This window comes from Pseudomonas sp. GM48 (genome assembly GCF_000282335.1).
Lineage (GTDB): Bacteria > Pseudomonadota > Gammaproteobacteria > Pseudomonadales > Pseudomonadaceae > Aquipseudomonas.
The window spans coordinates 42,590-64,241 of record NZ_AKJM01000038.1; the positions used below are offsets into that span (position 1 = coordinate 42,590).

The window sequence follows — 21,652 nt, forward strand, 5'->3', positions numbered from 1 at the left end:
TTCAGAATTCGGTTAATCGCGAATGGGTACGAGCGCCGGTCAACGGCGCTCGATCGGCTCGATCACTTGCAACGCCAGGTTGCCCTTGTGCGAGCCCATCTTGACCTTGAAGGCCGGCACGCCGTTGGCGCGCATGATCATTTCTTCCGGCATCTCGACCGGGATCACATCCCCCGGCTGCATGTGCAGGATGTCGCGCAGGCGCAGCTGACGACGAGCCACCGTCGCACCGATCGGCACGTCGACGTCCAGCACGTCCTGGCGCAAGGCGTTGACCCAGCGCTCGTCCTGGTCGTCGAGGTCCGACTGGAAGCCGGCGTCGAGCATTTCGCGCACCGGCTCGATCATCGAGTACGGCATGGTCACGTGCAGATCGCCGCCACCGCCATCGAGCTCGATGTGGAAGGTCGACACCACAATGGCTTCGCTCGGACCGACGATGTTGGCCATGGCCGGGTTCACTTCCGAGTTGATGTACTCGAAGTTGACTTCCATGATCGCCTGCCAGGCTTCCTTCAAATCGACGAACGCCTGCTCCAGCACCATGCGCACAACACGCAGCTCGGTCGGCGTGAATTCACGCCCCTCGATCTTTGCGTGCCGGCCGTCACCGCCGAAGAAGTTGTCCACCAGCTTGAACACCAGCTTGGCGTCGAGAATGAACAGCGCGGTGCCGCGCAAGGGTTTGATCTTGACCAGGTTGAGACTGGTCGGCACGTACAGCGAGTGCACGTATTCGCCGAACTTCATCACCTGCACGCCGCCGACCGCCACGTCTGCCGAGCGACGCAGCATGTTGAACATGCTGATGCGGGTATAGCGGGCGAAACGCTCGTTGATCATTTCCAGGGTCGGCATGCGTCCACGGACGATGCGATCCTGGCTGGTCAGGTCGTAGCTTTTGACGCTGCCGGGTTCGGCAGCGTTTTCGGTCTGTACCAGACCGTCATCGACGCCATGCAGCAGCGCGTCGATCTCATCCTGGGACAGCAGGTCCTGCACGGCCATGTCGTGTTCCTACTGCAGTACGAAATTAGTGAAAAGCAACTGTTCGATCACCACTTTGCCAAGCTCTTTCTGCGCCACTTCCTGCACGCTGGCGGTGGCCTTCTGCCGTAGCATTTCCTGACCGACCGGCGACGCGAGGGTCGCAAAGTCCTGCCCGGAGAACAGCATGACCAGGTTATTGCGGATGACCGGCATATGGACCTTGAGTGCATCCAGATCCGCCTGGTTACGGGCGAGCATGGTGATGCTTACTTGCATGTAGCGCTGGCGACCGTTCTGGTTGAAATTGGCCACGAAAGCCGGCGCCATCGACTCGAAAATCGCTGGCTGCTTGCCGACGGGAGCGGTTTGCGCCACGTCGGCGGCAGGCTTGCTCTGAGCGCTGTGCATGAAGTACCAGGTCGCCCCCACGGACACACCAATCGCCAGCAGCAGGGCCACCACGATCACGATAATCAGCTTGAGTTTGCCTTTGGTTGCGGGGTCTTTTACTGCTGCGTCGCTCTTCGCCATGCCAATAATCCGTCACTATTCGGGTTTTCACAGTCGCACGGCAAGGCAAGAGCAAGTGTTATGCCATGTAGGAGCGAGCCTGCTCGCGAAGAATTCAAGAGCGCCGCGTTTAGCCAATAAACACGCGCTATCGTTAACGATCATCGCGAGCAAGCTCGCTCCTACAGGGGGTTTGCGTTTGATCAGGCGTAGTAATCGACCGCGCTGGAGCCGATCACGCTGGTGGTATTGGCAGCCACCTCAGCAATGCCCGGAGCCATGTCGTCATCCATTGAATCGAGGCGACCGCCGCTGGTGCTGGTCCGCCCGCTTTGACTTTGCCGGGCTTGTTCCTGACCTTGCTGCGAACCACGGGACTGGTCCGAAACGTTGACATCGACCTGCCCCATGCCCTGCTGCGCAAACATGTCGCGCAAGCGATGCACCTGGCCGTCCAGCGCCTCACGGACCCCCGGATGCGCACTCATGAACGTGACCTGAGTCTGCTGGTCGGGAACCATGTTCACCCGAATGTCCAGACGCCCAAGCTCAGCGGGCTGCAACTGGATGTCCGCGGCCTTGAGATTGGCACTGGACAGGTACATGACCCGGTTCACCACCTCTTCGGTCCAGCCGCTCTGGTGCATGGCGATCGGCTGGTTCACCGGCAAGGCATTGGCGGTCTTCGGTGTGGCCGCCTGGGTCAGCGCTGCCAGGCGGTTGGCGAAATCATCGACACGGGTGTCGCTGCTGGCGGATTTGAGGTCCTTCAGACCGTCATCGATCAACCCGCTGAACGCCTTGTCGTCGCCCTGGCTGGTGCTGTTCTTGTCAGACTGAACATCCAGCATGGCCGCCATGCCGGCGGTAAAGTTTTGCGCCGATGTCAGCTCACCGTCAGCCTGGGCTTGCGCCTGTGTCGGAGCAGCCTTGGGCTGCGCCTGACTGGTGGCCGATACGTGACCGCTCTGCTCCATCGCCAGGCGCACTGCCGGCAATGCATCGAGAGGATCGGTCGAGGGATCGAAATCGCCATCGGTCATGGCCAGTGCCGGCGCAGCTGTAGCTGTCGCTGTAGTCGACGCCGTAGCAGCTGCGGCAACCGGCGCTTCAACGGCAGGCTGCACGGTGTCGGCAACGACGGGGGCTACCGGTGCCGGCACTACAGGCTGAAGGACTTGCTGCAAAGAAGGATCAAGAGCCGGATCGAGCGGCGCGGCATCCACGACCGGAGTCTGATCGGCGTCTGACGCTTTATCGTCGGCGGACTTGTCGTCAGCCTGCACCGGCGCGTCGGCAGGCAAGGATTTGCCGCCATCGGCAACCACCGGTTCCCCGGCGGCAGATTTGTCGTCGCCAGCGTCTGTTTTTCCGGCGACATCAGCGGTTTTGTCGCGACCCGGCTTGCCCGAGGCATCCGCCAACGCACCGGGCTTGTTCTGGGCCTGATTGGCATAGACATGCGCGAAGCTTGCGGCCTTGTCCCCGGGCTCAGCGACCAGCGCCGGAGGATTGGCGGAGGCGGCCTGAGTCTTGGCCTGCCTGGAGGCCTGAAGCAGAATATTGGGGGTAACGGGCATGAAACGGTCTCCGCTGCACGGGGCTCGTAAGTACAGTTGGAAGAATTAACTGCAAAGGTCGAGCCAGTTTCACTCGAAGGAGATCAAACGCAGCGAATACTCAGATTTTCGCCGGGCAACGCTGTCGTTCAGCTTCGTATTGAGGCCGGATACCGGCGAACTCGCGGTCGATTTCACGGACCAGTTCCTGAACGGCGGCCCATGGCAAATCTTTGGCCTGCTGTTCAAGTTGATGGCATAGCTCGGCCAGCCTGAGTGCGCCCATGTTGCTGCAGCTGCCTTTGAAGCTATGGGCGGTTTCAACGAGTAGTGCGGCACTGTCAGCCGTTCTCACAGCCGCTCTCAGGACTTTCAGGCGCTCTTCGGAGTCCGCAAGAAAGACATCCAGCAGTTCCGGATAGCCGTCTTCCATCACTTCGCGCAATGCACTCAGCACGTCGCGATCCACATGTTTGTCGTCCACTTGCTCACTCCCTGATCAAGAATGCGCGGAGTATGCCTGAGCGTCCCAGATAAACTCCACGCGTGCACTTCGACCATCGTCGGTCCAGCGGGCATTACGCCCCAACTGGCGGATCAGACTGACCCCACGTCCCGACAGGCGGATGTCATCCACCGGCCTTGCCATCACCCGCTGGACATCAAAACCCTTGCCGCTGTCTTCGATGTGAATCTTCAGGCAACCGCCGTCGTCTGTTGGTGTCACCTGAAAATGCAACCGAACATAGCCTTCCTGCAGCTCGTCCAGCCGGGTATTGCGCTCTTCATAATACCGCGCAAACCCCGAGGCATCGCGCTTGAGGTTCGAATCCAGCCCCAGTACGCCATGCTCCAGCGCATTGGAATAGAGTTCCGCCAGCACACTGTAGAGCGCTCCGCTTTGCGCCCGAAGGCCATGGACCTCAAGCAACAATTGCAACAGATAGGGTAATGGATTGAATCGCTTGAGCGTGGCGGCGCGAAACTCGAAACTCACCGACCAGTCCAGCGGACAGGACTGGCCGCTGTCGGAGTAGACCAACGCCGGCGCAGTGATCTGTGCCGGCTCCAGCAGGCTGATCTCGACCATGCTGACATCGTCGCGGGCTTCTCCGCCGAAATGACGCAGCGCTTGCTTGATCTCTTCGAACAACGCATCCGGATGGCGATTGGCGGCAAACACCTGCTGCAATCGCCGCACGCCAAACAACTGATCATTGGCGTCGCAGGTGTCGATCACGCCATCGGACAGGAGAAACACCCGATCCCCGAGCGCCATGGGAAACACCTCGGTACGCTCATCGAAGGATTCCGGGCTCAGCACCCCCAAAGGCAGGTGCCGCGCCGGCAGAGGGGTGCGCTCGCCACTGGCAATGCGGTGCAGGTAACCGTCCGGCATTCCGCCGTTCCAGACTTCCACTGAACGACGCTGAAAACTCAGGCACAACATCGTGGCACAACAGAACATGTCCACCGGCAGGATGCGCTTGAGCTTGGCATTCATCTCGCGCAGGGTTTCTGCCAGGCCGTAGCCCTTGGTGGTCATCCCGTAGAAGACTTCGGCCAAGGGCATGGCGCCCACCGCCGCCGGCAAGCCGTGGCCGGTAAAGTCGCCCAGCAACACATGCATGTCTCCGGCCGGCGTGAACGCGGCCAGCAACAGGTCGCCGTTGAACAGCGCATAGGGCGATTGCAGATAACGGATATTCGGAGCGGCATTCAGGCAGCCCGAGTGCGCCACCTTGTCGAAAACAGCCTTGGCCACGCGCTGCTCGTTGAGCAGGTAGTCGTGATGCCTGGCGATCTGGTCACGCTGTTGCAGCACGGTATCTTGCAAGCGTCGCAAGCGATCCATTGCCTTGATCTTGGCAGCGAGAATCACCTGGTTATAGGGTTTCGCCAGAAAGTCGTCACCGCCGACCTCCAGACAACGGGCCAGGGCTTCACTCTCGGACAACGAAGTGAGGAAGATGATCGGCACCAGGGTTTCCCCGGCCAGGGCCTTGATTTGCCGGGCCGCCTCGAAGCCGTCCATGACCGGCATCATCGCATCCATCAACACCAGGTGCGGTCGTTGCTGGCGAAACGCGTCGACCGCTTCGATGCCGTTGGCCGCCGTCAGCACTTCGTGCCCCTGGCGGCGCAGGATGCTCGACAACAGCATGCGATCGGCGGCGCTGTCCTCGGCAATCAGGATCGTCAGCGGCTCCTGTGGCTGCATGGTAATCAACTGATGTCGAACAGCTTGTCGAAGTTGGAAATGGCGAGGATTTTGCGCACGTCGGTACTGCTGTTGATGACGCGCACATCGGAATCATCGCCACCGGCGTGATCGCGTAGCAACAGCAGCATGCCCAGGGCCGAGCTGTCGAGGTAGGTGGCGTCTTTCAAATCGACGACTATCGAACTCGGCAACTTGCCGTTGGGGCGCTCATAAGACTCACGAAATTCCTGATGCTTGGCGTAATCGAATCGTCCTTTGACCGATATCGTCAGCTTTTGTCCATCGGGTGAGACTTCTGTAACAACTGGCATGTCATGGCTTCCTTGTCATTGGTAAACCTGCTTGTACAAGGTTTAGCAGTTGGTAGTGGTTGGGGCAAGGCTGGAAATATGTGGAGTCAGCGAGATCGCTTTCGCGGGCAAGCCACGCTCCCACAGGATTTGCGCCATTTCAAAGTTGGCGAAAAACCTGTGGGAGCGTGGCTTGCCCGCGATGAATGATAACGCCGTCCACCTGATTCAATTCAATACTGATCCTGCCGCGGTAAGCGCTGAGATAATTCGTCCAACAACTTTTGCTCACGCTTGTCTTCAAGCGCCCGCGCTTCATCGGCATAGCGCTGAACCAGCTTACGCAAACCTTCGACCCGGGCAAACGCCTGCTGCCAGGTTTCCCGAGCCTTGTTCAGATTGTTCTGATGCCAGGCCAGGCTTTGCCGCTGCTGGTCGATGGCCGTGCCCAATTGCGCGAGAAAGCCCTGATAACCCAGCAGCCACTGGCCCGAGACGCCGCCACTGCCGCGTACGATCCATTGTTCCTGATAGTCGAGACGGAAGGCTTCGAGGTCGGCGAGTTTACTTTCCGCCAGGCGAACCTGTCCTTGAAAATGTCCCAGGCGCTGGACTGCGGTTTTCTCGGCCTTTTCAGCCATTTCCACCACAGGCGCCAGCCTTCCTGCCCGACTCTGGGCCATGACCGCTTAACCGCCTGCCGCGGGCGCGAAGATCGAGGCGAGATACGCTTCGCTTTCGCCCAGGCTGATGCTGTCGTTGAGGCCCTGGCGCAGGTACTTGACCAATTGCGGCTGCAGGGAAATCGCCAGATCGGTCTCACGGTCGCCGCCGGCGACATAGGCGCCAACACTGATCAGGTCGCGGCTTTGCTGGTAACGCGACCACAGTTGCTTGAAGTACTGTGCACGGGTCATATGTTCCGGCGATACCACCGCCGGCATGACCCGGCTGATGGACGCCTCGATATCAATGGCCGGGTAATGCCCTTCCTCGGCCAGGCGCCGGGACAACACGATGTGTCCGTCGAGCACGCCCCGCGCCGAGTCGGCAATCGGGTCCTGCTGGTCATCGCCTTCGGACAACACGGTGTAGAACGCCGTGATCGAGCCACCGCCCTTCTCCGCGTTGCCGGCCCGCTCCACCAGTTTCGGCAGCTTGGCGAACACCGATGGCGGATAGCCCTTGGTCGCCGGCGGCTCGCCGATGGCCAGGGCAATTTCCCGCTGGGCCTGGGCGAAACGGGTCAGGGAGTCCATGAGCAGCAGGACATTCTTGCCCTTGTCGCGGAAATACTCGGCAATGCGCGTGCAATACATCGCGGCACGCAGACGCATCAGGGGCGCATCGTCCGCCGGGGACGCCACCACCACCGAACGCTTGAGCCCTTCTTCGCCGAGAATATGCTCGATGAATTCCTTGACCTCACGACCCCGCTCACCGATCAGCCCGACGACGATGATGTCGGCCTCGGTGAAGCGCGTCATCATCCCCAGCAACACCGATTTACCGACACCGGTACCGGCAAACAGGCCGAGCCGCTGACCACGACCGACCGTCAACATGCCGTTGATGCAGCGGATACCGACGTCCAGCGGCTCGCTGATCGGCTCACGCTTGAGCGGGTTGATGGTCGGGCCATCCATCGGCACCCAGTCCTCGGCCTTCATCCCGCCCTTGCCGTCCAGTGCGCGACCGGCACCGTCGAGTACCCGCCCGAGCATGCTCATGCCCATGGGCAGGCGACCGGTATCCGCCAGGGGTACCACTCGGGCGCCGGGTGCGATACCGGCAACACTGCCGACTGGCATCAGAAAGACTTTGCTGCCAGAGAAACCCATGACCTCGGCTTCCACCTGCACCGGGTGATAGCTATCGTCATTGATGACCATGCAACGGCTGCCCATGGCGGCGCGCAGGCCCTCGGCTTCGAGGGTCAGGCCGACCATGCGTAGCAGGCGGCCCTCAAGGATCGGTGCGCCCTCCAGTCCCGTGGCCTCGGCGTAGCTGCCCAGGCGTTTGGCGAAACTGGTGCGTTCAAGGCGCATCAGGCGCATCCGGTTCTGGCGCGGCAGCCGGTTTGCTGTCGGTCGGCAACTCCAGGCTCAGGTCCGGCGCGGCCGGGTGCAAGGACTGCTCGTGCAACTGATCGAACAGCTTGTCCATCACCCGCGCAACGCGGGTTTCGACTGTGGCGTCGATGCGACTGTGTTCTGTTTCGACCCGGCAACCGCCGGGCAACAACGATTCGTCCTCGACGATGCGCCAGGTTTCTTCATGGCGTTCGCGAAGGGCTTTGACTTGTTCGAAATCCTGCGGATGGATGTACAGCCGCACATTACCCACGCCCAAAGGCAAGAGCTTGAGGGCTTCACGCATGACGTGTTCGATCTGCGTCGAATCGATGGCCAGTTCGCGCTGGATCACCTGTCTGGTGATGTGTTGCACGAGGTCGACCAGGGATTTTTCGATCTCGGTATCCTGCTCGGCGATGGGCTCGAACAGGTGCGCCATCAGTTGCTCCAGACCGGCGATCTTGGCAGCCAGCGCTACTTCGGCTTCCTGGCGAACCTTGAGCGTGGTGCTGTGGAAACCTTCCTTCTCGCCCACCGCGAAGCCTTCGTTGTAGGCTTCCTGACGAATGCTTTCGAGCTCTTCGAGGGTCAGCGGCTGGACTTCCTCCAGCGGCACTTCCTCCATCTCCGGCGGTTCGGGTTCCGGCTCAGGTTCCGGCTCGGGTTCCGGGGGATCGAAACTGGGCAGCGCCCAGGACTCGAAGCCACCGACATCCCTGGCCCGGATCAGGTCAGTGGGTGCATCATCATTCTTGACCATGGCGTTAGATCATTTCCTCGCCGCCCTTGCCGCCGAGAACGATTTCTCCGGCTTCGGCCATACGGCGGGCGATGGTGAGGATTTCCTTCTGCGCGGTCTCCACGTCGCTGACGCGCACCGGGCCTTTGGCTTCCAGGTCGTCGCGCAACAGTTCGGCCGCACGTTTGGACATGTTCTTGAAGATCTTCTCCTTGACGCCTTCGTCCGAGCCCTTGAGGGCCAGCACCAGCACATCGGAAGACACCTCGCGGAGCAGCGCCTGAATCCCGCGGTCGTCGACGTCGGCCAGGTTGTTGAAGACGAACATGAGGTCTTCGATCTGACCGGACAGGTCTTCGTCGACTTCGCGAATCGAATCCATCAGTTGACCTTCGATCGAGCTGTCGAGGAAGTTCATGATGTCGGCCGCACGCTTGATGCCACCCAGGGTGGTGCGCGAGGCATTCGAATTGCCGGAGAACTGTTTCTCGAGAATCTGGTTGAGTTCTTTCAGGGCCGCTGGCTGTACGGTGTTCAGCGAGGAGACCCGCAGGATGATGTCCAGTCGAACCTTGTGGTCGAAATTGCCAAGGACTTCACCGGCCTGGTCCGGATCGAGATACGCCACCACGATTGCCTGGATCTGCGGGTGCTCATAACGGATCACATCGGCGACGGCACGCGGCTCCATCCACTTCAGGCTGTCGAGGCCGCTGGTGTTGCCACCGAGCAGGATGCGGTCGATCAGGCCATTGGCCTTGTCTTCGCCCAGGGCCTGGGTGAGCATTTTGCGCACATAGTCGTCGGAGCCGACGCCCAGGCTGGTCTGGTCGCCGACGATATCGACGAACTCGCTCATCACCTGCTCGACCTGCTCGCGGTGCACATTCCCCATCTGGGCCATGGCCACACCCACGCGCTGAACCTCTTTCGGGCCCATGTGGCGCAGCACCTGGGCCGCGTCGGTGGAGCCCAGGGACAGCAACAGGATTGCGGCCTTGTCGACCTTGGACAGTTTGGCGGCAACGGCTCGGTTATCACTCATCTGCGTTAATCCACTCTTTCACGACCTGGGCCACACGACCCGGATCTTCTGCCACCAGACTCTTGATTGCGTTCAACTGAGCGTCATAGCCTTCGCTCGGGCTCGGCAGCAGAATGCTGGTCGGGCCACCGAGGCTGACACGGTCGTTGGCCAACTCGCCATCCAGACCGCCCATGCCGCCCAACTCGACGTCGCTACCGATACCAGCCAACTGTTTGCCTTTGCCGCCGCCGGTGATGTTGTTGAGCACCGGACGCAGCACGCCGAACACCAGCACCAGGATGAACAGCACACCCAGCACTTGCTTGACGATGTCCCAGAACCACGGCTGGGAGTAGAACGGAATATCGGCAATCACCTCACCGCGCTCGGCGGAGAACGGCATGTTGATTACGCTGACACTGTCACCACGGCTGGCATCGAAGCCGACCGCGTCCTGAACCAGACGAGTGAAACGCGCCAATTCATCTGCGCTCCACGGCGCACGGGTGGTTTCGCCATTGGCCGGGTTGATCTTGACCTGATCGTCGACCACCACCGACACCGACAGGCGATTCAATCGCCCCTGTTGCTGCTTGGTATGGCTGATGGAACGGTCGAGTTCGAAGTTTTTGGTGGATTGTTGACGCTTGTCCGCCGGGTACGGTGCGAGCATTGGCTGACCGGTGGCCGGGTCCATGATTTGCTGGCCGTTGGCATCGATCAGCGGCTGGCCTGGCTGCACCATGCCGGCCGACGCGGTGGCGCCGCCAGTGGTTTGCGGCGCGGAGGCCGGCGATGGCGGCTGGTTGCTCAAGGCACCCGGCACACCTTGCGGTCCGTTGCTGGCGGTACGCTGTTCGTTGACCGACTGTTCGCTGCGCAGGGCAGGCTGGTCCGGATTGAACTGCTCGGAAGTCGACTCGACGGCGCTGAAGTCCACGTCGGCCGAGACTTCGGCCTTGTAACGATCGTTGCCCAATACCGGCTGCAGGATGTTGTGCACACGCTGGGTGAGCATGCTTTCCATGCGACGGCTGTAGTCGAACTGCTTGCCGGCCATGGTCAGTTCGGAGTTTTCCGCCTGATCCGAGAGCAGGTTGCCCTTCTGGTCGACGACGGTGATCTGCGACTTGCTCAGCTCGGGAACGCTGGTCGCCACCAGGTTGATGATCGCCACGACCTGGCCTGGTTCGAGGGAGCGACCGGAATAGAGCTCAACCAGGACCGAAGCGCTAGGCTTGCGCTCGTCGCGCACGAAGACCGAACTTTTCGGGATCGCCAGGTGCACACGGGCACCCTTGACGTTGTTCAGGCTGGAAATGGTGCGGGCCAGTTCGCCTTCGAGGCCGCGACGATAACGGGTCGCTTCCATGAACTGACTGGTGCCCAGCCCCTGTTCCTTGTCGAGGATTTCAAAACCGATGTTGCCATCGCTGGGAGTGACACCAGCAGCCGCGAGCTTGAGACGCGCACGGGACAGGTCATCGGCCTTGACCAGCAAGGCACCGGAATTGGGTTCGACGGTGTACGGAATATCGGCGGAGGCCAGGGTCTCCATGACCTGCTTGGCGTCCATGCCGGCAAGGCTGCCGTACAGAGGCCGGTAGTCCGGCTGTTGAGACCACAACACCACGGCAAAACCAATCGCCACGCTCGCAGCCAGGCCGACCAACAGGCCCACCTGACGCAACATGGTCATCTCGGAGAGGTTTTCCAGGAAGGACAACCCGAACAGCGGCGGCTTGCCGTCTATCGAAGTTGCCTTGGCCGGAACGTTATCGGCGACTGCTTCTGCCATGACTCAATCTCGTCCTTTAAACCGGCATCTGCATGATGTCTTGGTAAGCCTGAACCAGCTTGTTGCGCACTTGGGTCAACGCCTGGAATGACACGCTGGCCTTCTGCGAGGAAATCATCACGTCGGTCAGGTCGACGCCGCTTTTGCCGATTTCGAAGGCACTGGCCAACTGATTGGAAGCCTGTTGGGTGTCGTTCACTTTATTGACGGCCTGACCGAGCATGTCGGAAAAGCTGCTACCCGCCACTTCAGGGACGGCAGCCGACTTCGGCGCAGACATGGCGTCCATTTGCATGGCACGCATATCCAGCATCAACCGATTGAATTCAATACCTTGGCTCATGGTTTCTCTCTTTGACGACCCGCAATTTTTTGACACTCACTCGGCGGGTATTGAGGTGTTAGCAACAAGGGTGCCAGCTCCGTGACTGCTCTAAACAAAAGCCAATACCACCGCAAACAAATGTGGGAGCGGGCTTGCTCGCGAAAGCTGTAGACCAGTCAGCATCTCTGTTGAATGGAAAACCGTATTCGCGAGCAAGCCCGCTCCCACATTTAGATCAATATTGATTCCGTCAACTTTCAGGTGGAGAACAAGTAGGCTTCCACATCCATGCCGGCATCGCGCATCTGCGCCAGCTTGTAGCGCAAGGTCCGCGGGCTGATACCCAGGCGCTCGGCCGCCTCTTTGCGGCGACCGCGCTCGGTGCGCAGGGTATCGATAATCATCTGGAACTCATGGCGACGCAGATCATCACCCAGCGCACCGGCCGACTCGGACTCGACCTCCACAGGACGCACCGAAGCCTGCGCCAATGCCGGCAATGGTGCGCAAGTCACCGACCCGGCCAGGCAGAAATCCTGCGGCTGGATCAAGCCACCTTGCTGCAGAATCAGCGCACGCTGAATCGCGTTGTCCAGCTCGCGCACGTTACCCGGCCACGGATAACCGATCAGGCACGCCTGGGCCTCTGGCGACAATCTGGCCGCCGCATGCTTCATTTTATTGACGTGCCTGGCCAGCAGACGCTCGGCCAGCGGCAGGATGTCGGCGGTGCGTTCGCGCAACGGACGCCAGGCCAGGGGAAACACCGACAGGCGATAATAGAGATCCTCGCGGAAGCGCCCCGCCGCCACCTCCCCCGCCAAGTCGCGATTGGTGGTTGCGACCACACGAATATCCAGCGCGATCGGTTTGCGCGCCCCGACCCTTTCAACCTCGCGCTCTTGCAACACGCGCAGCAATTTGGCCTGAAGCCCCAGGGGCATTTCGGAAATTTCGTCGAGCAGGAGGGTGCCGCCGTCGGCCTGCTCGAACTTGCCGGCTTGCGCGGCAATGGCGCCGGTGAAGGAACCCTTCTCGTGACCGAACAACGTCGCTTCGAGCATGTTGTCCGGAATCGCCGCGCAGTTGATCGCAATGAACGGCTGGCTGGCGCGATGAGAATGCTGATGGATGTAACGCGCCAGCACTTCCTTGCCCGTGCCCGACTCGCCTGATATCAACACCGTGGAATCGCTACGTGCAACCCGTGCCGCCAACTCGAGCAACTGTGCGCTCGCCGGCTCGAACGCCACCGGCCCTTCACCCTCGGTCAGGCCCAGACTGCCCAAGGCATGACGCCCCACCAGATCGAGCAACGCCTTGGGCTCGAATGGTTTGACCAGGTAATCCGCAGCGCCCTGGCGCATCGCATCGACCGCACGTTCGACCGCACCGTGAGCTGTCATCAACAACACCGGCAATTGCGGCTGCCGCGCTCGCAACATGCCCAGCAACTGGTGGCCGTCCATACCAGGCATGTTGACGTCACTGACCACCAGGCTGAAGGCCTCGCCGCCGACGGCAGCCAACGCCTCCTCCGCCGACCCCACCGCCTTGTAATCATGCCCCGCGAGCATTAGCGTATCGGCCAGCGCTTCGCGCAACGCACGGTCATCCTCGACCAGCAGAACCTTGATACCCATCTGTGTCACTCCGCTCCTTGAGCGTTGCTGAACAACGGCAGGATCACCTGCGCACAAGTGCCGCGACCGAGCCGCGAACGCAGCTGTAATTCTCCTTGATGAGCACGCGCCACCGCCTTGACCACGGTCAGGCCAAGACCTGTGCCGGTGGCCTTGGTGGTAAAAAAGGGTTCGCCCAATCGCGCCAGAACGGCGGCCTCTATACCGCCGCCACTGTCACTGACGCACAGGCGCAGGTTGTTGCCGCGGGTGTAGAGGTGAATCTTGAGGCGCAATTGACTGGCACTGGCCTGAATGGCGTTTTCGATCAGATTGAGGATCGCGCCGACCAGCGTGTCGCGATTGCACAGCAACTCCCCCGAATGACTGTCGCACTGCCAGCGGATCGGCAGATCCTGCACGTGGGTCAGCGCTGCCGCTTGCAACGACTGCATCAATTGACCGGGTGTCACACGGTCGGTCAGCGGCAACTCGCCACGGGCGAAGACCAACATGTCGCGCACCTGGTGCTCCAGCTCGTGCAGGCGCTCCTTGAGGCGCCCGGCAAAACGCTGCTGGGTAGCGACCGGCAGCTCTTGCTCGGTCAAATGACTGGCGTACAGCAACGCGGCGGACAATGGCGTACGTATCTGATGAGCCAACGAAGCGACCATGCGCCCCAGCGACGACAGACGCTCATGGCGGGCCAGTTGATCCTGCAGATGGCGGGTTTCAGTCAGGTCGTTGAGCAACACCAACTGGCCGGGCTCGGCGTCCAGCGAGCGCGTGGCGATCGACAGACGCCGACCATCCTTGAGGGAGATTTCATGACCATCGTCTTCGCGAGGTGCAAAACAACGGGCAATGACGTGGCGCCACAATTCACCTTCGAGCGGCAGCCCCAGCAACTCGCACGCCGCCGGATTGGCTTCGCGCACGATGCCCTGGGCGTCAATGACGATGACACCGCCGGGTAACAGATCAAGGAGGTTTTGCAGGCGGTTGGCCAGGCGCTCTTTTTCCGCCAGCTCCTGCATGCGCTGGGCGCTGACCACCGCCAGTTCACCCTTGAGCTCGGTGACCCGGGCTTCAAGCATGCTGTAGGAGTCGGTCAACTGGCTCGACATCTGATTAAACAGTGCGAATGCCTGCTCAAGGCCAAGCCGGCTCGCCTGCTCTACGGACGCATCAGGGACAGGAGACATCTGGGCGGCTTGGGGCATCGTGCTCTCTCGCTTGGCTGACCGTCAGTTAAACGGAACGTTGCGAGGGACGTAGCAATACCCGTGCCTAAAAAAAGCTTCTTATAAATCAATGGATTGAAAAACAGGCGTCAATCATCCGCCTGCTCATCTCCATCTCGACGGCTCATGCCGTACTTGCGCATCTTTTCTACCAGCGTGGTACGACGGATACGAAGCCGCTCGGCCGCGCGCGCCACAATGCCATTGGCGTCATCCAGCGCCTGCTGAATCAACCCCTGCTCCAGACCGCCAAGGTAGTCCTTCAGGTCCAGGCCTTCCGGCGGCAACAGGGCATTGGCCGTGAAGTCTTGCGAATGACCGTTGATGGCCACGCGCTCTTCCAGATCACTGCGCAGACTGTCGACCATTTGCTCGTCTTCATCGTCGACGTAGCGGAACTTCTTCGGCAACTCGACCACGCCGATCACGCCGTACGGATGCATGATCGCCATGCGCTCCACCAGGTTGGCCAGTTCACGGACGTTGCCCGGCCAGCCATGGCGGCACAGCGACATGATCGCCGCCGAGTTGAAGCGAATTGAACCGCGCTTCTCGTGCTCCATGCGCGAGATCAGCTCGTTCATCAGCAGCGGAATGTCTTCGACGCGTTCACGCAGCGGCGCCATCTCGATCGGGAACACATTCAGGCGGTAGTACAAGTCTTCGCGGAACGTGCCGATCTCGATCATGCTTTCGAGATTCTTGTGGGTCGCCGCAATGATGCGCACGTCGACGCTCTGGGTCTTGTTGCTACCCACGCGCTCGAAGGTGCGCTCCTGCAACACGCGCAGCAGCTTGACCTGCATCGGCAGCGGCATGTCGCCGATTTCATCAAGGAACAGGGTGCCGCCATTGGCCAGTTCGAATCGACCTGCGCGGCTGGTGATTGCGCCGGTGAAGGCACCCTTCTCATGACCGAACAATTCGCTTTCCAGCAACTCGGCCGGGATCGCCCCGCAGTTGACCGGCACGAACGGCGCCTCGCGGCGCTTGGAATGGTAATGCAGGTTGCGCGCAACCACTTCCTTGCCAGTGCCGGACTCACCGAGGATCAGCACGCTGGCATCGGTGTCGGCTACTTGCTGCATCATTTGGCGAACGTGTTGAATCGCCCGACTGGTGCCGACAAGACTGCGGAAAAGATTGGGTTCGCGATGACGACCGCGCTCGCGGGCCTGGTCGTACATCTCGCGATAGACCTGGGCACGGTGCAGCGAGTCGAGCAATTTGCTGTAGCTGGGTGGCATTTCGAGAGTCGAAAGCACTCGACGACGCTGGTCTTCCGGCAAGTCAATGGAAAAATTATCACCCATTAACAAAACCGGAAGGAACTCATCCCAGGTCGAGAGTGTCTTTAACAAGCCCAGAAGTGCACCAGGAGCATTTACCGTCCCGATGAGGACACAGATTACTTCACGACTTGACGACAAAGAGCCGACAGCCTGCTGCCAGTCATGGCTACCGCAGGGTAAATTTTCTTCGCCGAGAAAATTCAAAATCACCGCCATGTCGCGGCGGCAGACGCTATCGTCATCAATAAGCAGAATTTTGGTTTCACGCCACATGCAATAGCAACTTCCCTAGTCAACTCAATGCCCAAAATGCTGGGGCAAGCTAGACGCTTGCAGACACGTTATGCCTGAAGACGACTGAAATCTGGAACCAGCCACTAGTTAAGTCAAAAAACCGTGCACAGTCAAATTTATGGCGCACATGTCTGGATTAACTTGAGGTTAATTATCCAAACAGATGGTAAACCTTTGCCGCGTTTCGCGCTTGCTGGATCTGAGACATTTCGTCGACTATCGCCTGCCTCTCACCCATCGCTACCTCAAGCAGCTGCTTGTAGACATACAGCAACTCCTCAAGGTTGTTGCGCAGTAACTCCTCGTCCAGCGAAGCCTCGCTCAAGACGTCTTCCATGCAGGAACGGCAATCCAGGTCCAATTGACCGATGGCTTCCCAGTTGCGCTCGGCCAGAGCACCGACCAGCGCTTCGCGAGTTTGTTCTATTCGCTGCAATACAAGACTCATGGCGATCTCCTTAGAACTGCGGACCTGGCTCAGCAATGCCGTCCCAGCCTTCTTTCACCGTGCGCAGCAAGCCTGCGACCTCATCGAGAATTTTCGGATCGCTGCTGACGTTCGCCTCGGCCAGGCGCTTCATCATGTAGATGTAAAGACTGTCGAGTTCGCCCACGGTATCGGCGCAGTTTTCAAGATCCAGACCTTCACGCAAGCCACCGATGATGCCAATCGCCTTGCTGATCGACAGGCACTTGCCGGGAATGTCCTTGCGCTCCAGGGCACCTTTGGCCTGGGCGATACGGTCCAGGCCACCTTCCATGAGCATTTGCACCAAACGATGCGGACTCGCTTCGGACGTCTGGGCGTGTGCGCCCACTTTCTGATACTGCCGAAGGGCTAACATTGGATTCATGTTCTACCTCATTACCACAATGACTCGTATGACCAGTGTATCGTCCGCGAACCAAGGAACTTTAGATCAAAAGACAAAAACCCGGCACACGCGAAAATGCGTAGCCGGGTTTTTGTCGTCAGCTCATGACTAGCTGTTGGACTTCTGGGCGTTCAAGGAAGTGAAGAACGAGGTAATGCTCGTCGCTGTCGCTTTCATTTGCCCGACCAAAAGGTCCATGGCGTTGTATTTGGCGGTCAACGTCTTGGTCATGTTGGCGACGCGCAAGTCCAGTGCAGACTGCTGATTTGAAAGGTTCTTGCTCACGCTCTGCAGGTTGGTATTGCGCTGATCGAGCAAGCCACCGGTCTGCACATAAGGTTTGATTGCAGTGCCCATGCGCGCCAGCAGGCCGTTGGTCGCGTTGGTTCCGCTGAACAACTGCTGCACCTGGCCACTCATACCGCCGACGGACATCGACTTGCCGAACGCGACAGTGTCGAACGCCAGATTTCCGGTTTTCTGGTCTGTCATCACACCAATCTGCGACAGCACGGCCAATGCCCCGCCCGCTCCGGGAGCCGTCAGCACGCCGCGGATATCGGAGATCAGCGCACGCGGCATCGAGTCACCGGTAAACGCCGCCTGAACCGTCAGATTGCCATCGGCATCCGCTGTCGCCTTGGACAGGGAATTAATGGTGTTCATCAGGGTGTTGTAGGAATCAACGAACGACTGGATCGACGTTTGCAAGCCGGTGGTGTTAGTCGCAACGGTGACGGTCGCCGCCGCCGGTGGCGTACCCGGGCTCACGGACGCCAGGTTCAGGGTCAAACCACTCACTGCACCGGTCACCGTATTGCTCTTGCTGGTCACCGCCAGACCATCGATGGTCAGCGACGCATCCACAGCAATCCCGTTGACAGCGCCCGAAGCGGACGCCGAAGGGTTAGCGCCCATCGGTTGGGTACCGTCGATTGCAAGGCCGGCGATACCGCTGACGGTCAGGTCGGAACCCGCACCGGTCTTGCTGGAACTGATCACCAGGCGCGACGCACCGCTGCTGTCGGTCACGATGTTGGCAGAAATACCATTACTCGCCTGCGCAGAGTTGATGGCATCCCGGGTGCTCTGCAAGGTCGCATTGGCTGGAATCGTGACATCGTAATCAGTGCCATTCTGACTGATTTTCAAAGTACCACTCGGAATGGCACTGGCGGCACCGCCGGCAAAAGAAGCACTGGCTACTTTCGAGCTGGTGGCCAGGTTGTTCACAACAACGCTGTAGGTACCGGCAACTGCGGTATTGTCGGAAGTTGCGCCCAGAATCGACGGGGTACCCGAAGTGGCGGTGAAACCCGCAAACGCTGGATTGGTCTTGCTACCGAGATTGGTCAGCGCCGTCTGAAAGGCCGTCAGTGCGCTTTTCAGGGAACCGACACCGGAAATCTTCAGCGTGTTGGTTTTGGTCTGAGTATCGATCTGCGTCTGTTTCGCCGACTTGTCGGCGTTGACCAGCGCAGTAACGATCGCACCGATATCCAGGCCAGAGCCTAAGCCCGTACCCGGTAAAATTGGACTTGCCATTTTGCGTCTCCCTTCAGGTTGCTGCCGCTCTTTTGACCAATACCTGCGCCAAAGAACGTACAAACACTATTCATGCCAGCTATCAGACTTTGGCGTCGAACAATACATGGCTCGCATTGCTCAGGCTTTCCGCCAGCTTGAGGGCCTCTGCGGAGGGAATCTGGCGCACGACTTCACCCGTTTCGCTTGCAATCACTTTGACGACGACCTTTCCGGACTGCTCATCTATCGAGAATTCCAGATTGCGCTTGATCGACTGTACAAACTTTTCGATCTGCTGCACCGCCTGTTTCAAATGGGTGTCATCCGCTTCCAGTTTTTTATCCGCCACTGGAGTCACGCTCTCGGTTTCAGGCTTTTCCGGCGCTTTATCCGAGACAGTGCTCGCTGGCTGGGGAGCCGGATAAGACACGCCAAGCTTTACGCTCATCTCCATGCCCATCACCTCTTAACGTAAAAAGCGAGAGAGCGTGACCAGCACACTCCCCCGCCTAAACTCATTCCGAAATTACTGAAGCAGTTTCAGTACAGCGGAAGGCAGTTGGTTGGCTTGAGCCAGAACCGAGGTAGAAGCCTGTTGCAGGGTTTGCTGCTTGGTCAGGTTCGCGGTTTCTGCGGCGAAGTCGGTGTCTTGTACGCGACCTTGTGCAGCAGTGGTGTTTTCCACAATGTTCTGCAGGTTGGAGATGGTGCTGGTCAGACGGTTCTGCGAAGCACCCAGGTTTGCGCGGGTGGCGTTGATTGTTGCCAGAGCAGCGTCGATCGCGGTGATCGCGTTGTCGATGTTGGCAGACAGGGTAGCGGAAGTCGCACCGGTCAGAACAACAGTACCGCTGCCTACGGACAGGGATACGGCGTCGAACTTGGAGCTCAGCACCAGGTCGATGCGGTTGGCCGAGCCAGTGTTGGCGCCGACCTGCAGTTGCATGGTACCAGCCGTACCGTCCAGCAGGTTTTTGCCGTTCAGGTTGGTGGAAGCAGAGATACGAGTGATCTCGTCAGACATCTGAGCGAATTCGGAGTTGGTAGCGGTCTGGTCAGCAGTGCTGTTGGTACCGTTACGTGCTTTAACAGCCAGTTCACGCATACGCTGCAGAATGTCGGTCGAAGCTTGCAGAGCGCCTTCAGCGGTCTGGGCAACGGAGATACCGTCGTTGGCGTTCTGCACTGCCTGATTGCCACCACGGATCTGTGCAGACATGCGAGTTGCGATCTGCAGGCCAGCGGCGTCGTCTTTGGCGCTGTTGATTTTCAGGCCGGAAGACAGGCGAGCCATCGAAGTCGACAGAGCGTCGGTAGCACGGTTCAGGTTTTTCTGAACGTTCAACGACGTGGTGTTGGTGTTTACTGTTAAAGCCATGACGAATTCCTCGTTGGTTGGGTACTGCGGCTTCCGGCCCTGGCAACCGCCGGGTATGGCCTAGAGAACCTTCGTAATAGTTATCGTCGGGTTGGCAGGTTGCTTGAGGGCTTTTTTGAAAAAAATTGCCATCACCCTGCCACCCCCGAGAAAACAAGGGTTTAGTGCCCCTCAACCGCGAAAAAATGACGCCATAAAACCGTCCAGCCCACAAACGCCTGTGCCAAAGCTGTTGCCGCCCCTCAGGCCGGCATGTTTTCGAGCAATTCGATCAACTCATACTCAATGAAGTCGGCGAGCCCCAGCCAATCCTGGCGCTCCTGACAGGCCAGCATTTGCCTGAGCATCAAGGCCCAGGCCTGCTGAACATCCTGAGGCGCCTGTGCAATCTGCCGTTGCGTCTCATCGAACAGATCAACCATGTTCAAAGCCGCTTCGACATCACGCCCCAGGCGAAACAGTCCTGCGCACTGTCGGCACTCGTCGACGCCTTTCACTAGAGGCTTCATTGCACGAAATCCTGATTGAACTGCGTACCGGCAATCATTGCCCCAGCCCGGCTGCTATTGAAAAAAAGCACCTCGGGATGCCTGGCAATGTAACGCTCCAGCTCGCACAGGTAACTGCGGAAATTCAATTGCGTCTTCACCTTCTGTCCATGACCATCGTGCACCCAGTGCCTGGCCTGGTTCACTGGCGGCCCCAGATCACCATCATTCCAACCGGTATGGGTCCTGTTCATTGGAAAGGAAAAATCCGCACCGAAAAGTGTGATGCGCTGTGCGCCCATCTTCACCGCCAGATCGACCGCTGGATGGATCACGCTACCGCTGACGTATAGCTGCGCACGCGGGTGTTGCTCACGCAACGCGGCATAGATCGGGCTGGCGGAGTAACCGCCATAACGCTTGCCTTTCCAGCCCTTCAACATGTGCGGATCGCTCAACGGCAAGTACACCAGCGGAATGCCTTCGGAGTCCTCGCCCGGCAAGTGCAGCACGCTGATGCGCTGATCGATGCTCACGACCAGGTCAGGTTTGATTCCGTGCTCGCGAAGGGGTCTGTAGGCGGTATCCACACTGATGAACAGCGGTCGCGGTGTTTGCTTGCGCATGGCTGCCAGACGCTCGAAACTCCCTTCAAGGCTGGGCCCTGTGCCGATCACATAGATTTCACGCTCAGAACAGGTGCCAAACAGCTGTGCCACATCATCATCGGCCAGCAGCACTTCGAGGGTGTCCTGCAAGCGCTGCTGAATGACCGGTGACTGCGGATCGAATTCCCGATTGTTGAAACTCAGGTGCACTTCGCTGACCAGGCGATCACGAATCTTCGCGCTGAAGTCGTCCGCCAGCAGCATTTCGGCCGGCAATGCAAAAAACGGTGTGCAGATGTCCGACATATCGCCGGCATACAGCAGTTGCACGCGCGGATCGCCCAGCCACTGACGCTGATCGATCAGTTGCAACACCAGTGCGAACAGCGCGCCGTTGAGAATGTGGACATAGAGTTTTTCAAGCCCGGCGCGCTCCAGCAAAACCGTTGGCAAATCGCCGAAGCCGGTGCCGTAAACGTGCAACTGTGGCTTGTCGAGCGGGAGGCTGGCGGCCTGCAAACGGGCCTCGTGGAGGCGATCATGGCGGCTGGTGAGCTGGATGCCCCCCACGCACAACGTCGAGTCCCTCCCCTCGATCAGGTCGACCTCGACGGCCAGGCGATCTTCCGTTTTCAATCGCGCATACAGCGACGGCCAGCGCCGCTGGATAACCTGAGCATTGTCTTCAAAGCATTCGCTCATGCTACCTCGCATTCCTTACAAGCAAAAAAGCGCTCAAGGTTAACCCTTGAACGCTTTTTTGTACCGGCCTTTTTATTAAAAAACT

The 21,652-nt window shown here is 59.4% G+C and carries 22 protein-coding genes; all 22 read right to left on the bottom strand.

Annotation, left to right across the window (positions count from 1 at the left end; genetic code table 11):
* Window positions 1-39 precede the first annotated feature (39 nt).
* The 22 genes from fliM to PMI28_RS23185 all read right to left on the bottom strand — a co-directional run bounded on the left by fliM (window position 40) and on the right by PMI28_RS23185 (window position 21,567).
* Window positions 40-1,008: a flagellar motor switch protein FliM gene (gene fliM, locus PMI28_RS23290; RefSeq protein ID WP_007983373.1), complete on the bottom strand. Its 969-nt coding sequence runs from the start codon at window positions 1,006-1,008 to the stop codon at window positions 40-42.
* Between the two features lie 9 nt (window positions 1,009-1,017).
* The gene (fliL, locus tag PMI28_RS23285; protein WP_007983375.1) at window positions 1,018-1,521 is read right to left on the bottom strand and encodes a flagellar basal body-associated protein FliL; all 504 of its coding nucleotides are present in this window, start codon (window positions 1,519-1,521) and stop codon (window positions 1,018-1,020) included.
* Between the two features lie 182 nt (window positions 1,522-1,703).
* On the bottom strand, window positions 1,704-3,080 hold the full coding sequence (locus tag PMI28_RS23280) for a flagellar hook-length control protein FliK (protein ID WP_007983377.1): 1,377 nt from the start codon (window positions 3,078-3,080) through the stop codon (window positions 1,704-1,706).
* 100 nt (window positions 3,081-3,180) lie between these two features.
* Complete coding sequence (locus PMI28_RS23275; protein WP_007983379.1) at window positions 3,181-3,543, bottom strand: Hpt domain-containing protein; 363 nt, start codon at window positions 3,541-3,543, stop codon at window positions 3,181-3,183.
* 15 nt (window positions 3,544-3,558) lie between these two features.
* A complete protein-coding gene (locus PMI28_RS23270) occupies window positions 3,559-5,280 on the bottom strand; it encodes a fused response regulator/phosphatase (RefSeq protein WP_007983381.1) in 1,722 nt (573 codons plus the stop codon).
* A 5-nt stretch (window positions 5,281-5,285) separates the two neighbouring features.
* Window positions 5,286-5,594, bottom strand: coding sequence for an STAS domain-containing protein (locus PMI28_RS23265; RefSeq protein WP_007983384.1), 309 nt, complete (start codon window positions 5,592-5,594; stop codon window positions 5,286-5,288).
* Between the two features lie 212 nt (window positions 5,595-5,806).
* Entirely contained in the window at window positions 5,807-6,256 is a 450-nt protein-coding gene (fliJ, locus tag PMI28_RS23260; RefSeq protein ID WP_007983386.1) for a flagellar export protein FliJ, read from the bottom strand.
* Window positions 6,257-6,262: 6 nt separating this feature from the next.
* Window positions 6,263-7,621, bottom strand: a complete 1,359-nt coding sequence (fliI, locus tag PMI28_RS23255) for a flagellar protein export ATPase FliI (protein ID WP_007975340.1) — start codon at window positions 7,619-7,621, stop codon at window positions 6,263-6,265.
* The gene (fliH, locus tag PMI28_RS23250) at window positions 7,611-8,408 is read right to left on the bottom strand and encodes a flagellar assembly protein FliH (protein WP_007983389.1); all 798 of its coding nucleotides are present in this window, start codon (window positions 8,406-8,408) and stop codon (window positions 7,611-7,613) included. The genes fliI and fliH overlap by 11 nt, the downstream gene beginning before the upstream one ends.
* Before the next feature lie 4 nt (window positions 8,409-8,412).
* Complete coding sequence (fliG, locus tag PMI28_RS23245; protein ID WP_007983391.1) at window positions 8,413-9,432, bottom strand: flagellar motor switch protein FliG; 1,020 nt, start codon at window positions 9,430-9,432, stop codon at window positions 8,413-8,415.
* Window positions 9,425-11,212: a flagellar basal-body MS-ring/collar protein FliF gene (gene fliF / locus PMI28_RS23240; protein WP_007983393.1), complete on the bottom strand. Its 1,788-nt coding sequence runs from the start codon at window positions 11,210-11,212 to the stop codon at window positions 9,425-9,427. Before fliF ends, fliG begins: the two co-directional genes overlap by 8 nt.
* Before the next feature lie 16 nt (window positions 11,213-11,228).
* On the bottom strand, window positions 11,229-11,555 hold the full coding sequence (gene fliE / locus PMI28_RS23235) for a flagellar hook-basal body complex protein FliE (RefSeq protein WP_007983394.1): 327 nt from the start codon (window positions 11,553-11,555) through the stop codon (window positions 11,229-11,231).
* A gap of 239 nt (window positions 11,556-11,794) precedes the next feature.
* Entirely contained in the window at window positions 11,795-13,180 is a 1,386-nt protein-coding gene (locus PMI28_RS23230; RefSeq protein WP_007983396.1) for a sigma-54-dependent transcriptional regulator, read from the bottom strand.
* 5 nt (window positions 13,181-13,185) lie between these two features.
* Window positions 13,186-14,382, bottom strand: coding sequence for a sensor histidine kinase (locus PMI28_RS23225; protein WP_007983398.1), 1,197 nt, complete (start codon window positions 14,380-14,382; stop codon window positions 13,186-13,188).
* 110 nt (window positions 14,383-14,492) lie between these two features.
* The gene (locus PMI28_RS23220) at window positions 14,493-15,968 is read right to left on the bottom strand and encodes a sigma-54 dependent transcriptional regulator (RefSeq protein WP_007983400.1); all 1,476 of its coding nucleotides are present in this window, start codon (window positions 15,966-15,968) and stop codon (window positions 14,493-14,495) included.
* Window positions 15,969-16,140: 172 nt separating this feature from the next.
* Complete coding sequence (locus PMI28_RS23215) at window positions 16,141-16,437, bottom strand: hypothetical protein (RefSeq protein WP_007983402.1); 297 nt, start codon at window positions 16,435-16,437, stop codon at window positions 16,141-16,143.
* 10 nt (window positions 16,438-16,447) lie between these two features.
* Window positions 16,448-16,843 (bottom strand): flagellar export chaperone FliS, encoded by a 396-nt coding sequence (gene fliS / locus PMI28_RS23210; RefSeq protein WP_007983404.1) that lies wholly within the window; start codon window positions 16,841-16,843, stop codon window positions 16,448-16,450.
* A 129-nt stretch (window positions 16,844-16,972) separates the two neighbouring features.
* A complete protein-coding gene (gene fliD / locus PMI28_RS23205) occupies window positions 16,973-18,409 on the bottom strand; it encodes a flagellar filament capping protein FliD (RefSeq protein ID WP_007983407.1) in 1,437 nt (478 codons plus the stop codon).
* An 82-nt stretch (window positions 18,410-18,491) separates the two neighbouring features.
* Window positions 18,492-18,845, bottom strand: a complete 354-nt coding sequence (locus PMI28_RS23200; protein WP_007983408.1) for a flagellar protein FlaG — start codon at window positions 18,843-18,845, stop codon at window positions 18,492-18,494.
* A 72-nt stretch (window positions 18,846-18,917) separates the two neighbouring features.
* Entirely contained in the window at window positions 18,918-19,769 is an 852-nt protein-coding gene (locus PMI28_RS23195; RefSeq protein WP_007983410.1) for a flagellin domain-containing protein, read from the bottom strand.
* A gap of 242 nt (window positions 19,770-20,011) precedes the next feature.
* Entirely contained in the window at window positions 20,012-20,278 is a 267-nt protein-coding gene (locus PMI28_RS23190; protein WP_007983412.1) for a hypothetical protein, read from the bottom strand.
* A complete protein-coding gene (locus PMI28_RS23185) occupies window positions 20,275-21,567 on the bottom strand; it encodes a motility associated factor glycosyltransferase family protein (RefSeq protein ID WP_007983414.1) in 1,293 nt (430 codons plus the stop codon). The genes PMI28_RS23190 and PMI28_RS23185 overlap by 4 nt, the downstream gene beginning before the upstream one ends.
* Window positions 21,568-21,652: the final 85 nt, after the last annotated feature.

Excerpts from the sequence above, each read along its gene's own strand:
- PMI28_RS23270 (WP_007983381.1), bottom strand. The coding sequence starts at position 5,280 with ATGCAGCCACAGGAGCCGCTGACGATCCTGATTGCCGAGGACAGCGCC.
- fliJ (WP_007983386.1), bottom strand. The coding sequence starts at position 6,256 with ATGGCCCAGAGTCGGGCAGGAAGGCTGGCGCCTGTGGTGGAAATGGCT.
- fliL (WP_007983375.1), bottom strand. The coding sequence starts at position 1,521 with ATGGCGAAGAGCGACGCAGCAGTAAAAGACCCCGCAACCAAAGGCAAA.
- PMI28_RS23200 (WP_007983408.1), bottom strand. The coding sequence starts at position 18,845 with ATGGAGATGAGCGTAAAGCTTGGCGTGTCTTATCCGGCTCCCCAGCCA.
- fliH (WP_007983389.1), bottom strand. The coding sequence starts at position 8,408 with ATGGTCAAGAATGATGATGCACCCACTGACCTGATCCGGGCCAGGGAT.
- fliI (WP_007975340.1), bottom strand. The coding sequence starts at position 7,621 with ATGCGCCTTGAACGCACCAGTTTCGCCAAACGCCTGGGCAGCTACGCC.
- fliF (WP_007983393.1), bottom strand. The coding sequence starts at position 11,212 with ATGGCAGAAGCAGTCGCCGATAACGTTCCGGCCAAGGCAACTTCGATA.
- fliG (WP_007983391.1), bottom strand. The coding sequence starts at position 9,432 with ATGAGTGATAACCGAGCCGTTGCCGCCAAACTGTCCAAGGTCGACAAG.
- PMI28_RS23230 (WP_007983396.1), bottom strand. The coding sequence starts at position 13,180 with ATGGGTATCAAGGTTCTGCTGGTCGAGGATGACCGTGCGTTGCGCGAA.
- fliE (WP_007983394.1), bottom strand. The coding sequence starts at position 11,555 with ATGAGCCAAGGTATTGAATTCAATCGGTTGATGCTGGATATGCGTGCC.
- PMI28_RS23225 (WP_007983398.1), bottom strand. The coding sequence starts at position 14,382 with ATGCCCCAAGCCGCCCAGATGTCTCCTGTCCCTGATGCGTCCGTAGAG.
- PMI28_RS23195 (WP_007983410.1), bottom strand. The coding sequence starts at position 19,769 with ATGGCTTTAACAGTAAACACCAACACCACGTCGTTGAACGTTCAGAAA.
- PMI28_RS23190 (WP_007983412.1), bottom strand. The coding sequence starts at position 20,278 with ATGAAGCCTCTAGTGAAAGGCGTCGACGAGTGCCGACAGTGCGCAGGA.
- PMI28_RS23280 (WP_007983377.1), bottom strand. The coding sequence starts at position 3,080 with ATGCCCGTTACCCCCAATATTCTGCTTCAGGCCTCCAGGCAGGCCAAG.
- PMI28_RS23215 (WP_007983402.1), bottom strand. The coding sequence starts at position 16,437 with ATGAGTCTTGTATTGCAGCGAATAGAACAAACTCGCGAAGCGCTGGTC.
- PMI28_RS23220 (WP_007983400.1), bottom strand. The coding sequence starts at position 15,968 with ATGTGGCGTGAAACCAAAATTCTGCTTATTGATGACGATAGCGTCTGC.
- fliD (WP_007983407.1), bottom strand. The coding sequence starts at position 18,409 with ATGGCAAGTCCAATTTTACCGGGTACGGGCTTAGGCTCTGGCCTGGAT.
- PMI28_RS23185 (WP_007983414.1), bottom strand. The coding sequence starts at position 21,567 with ATGAGCGAATGCTTTGAAGACAATGCTCAGGTTATCCAGCGGCGCTGG.
- fliM (WP_007983373.1), bottom strand. The coding sequence starts at position 1,008 with ATGGCCGTGCAGGACCTGCTGTCCCAGGATGAGATCGACGCGCTGCTG.
- PMI28_RS23265 (WP_007983384.1), bottom strand. The coding sequence starts at position 5,594 with ATGCCAGTTGTTACAGAAGTCTCACCCGATGGACAAAAGCTGACGATA.
- fliS (WP_007983404.1), bottom strand. The coding sequence starts at position 16,843 with ATGAATCCAATGTTAGCCCTTCGGCAGTATCAGAAAGTGGGCGCACAC.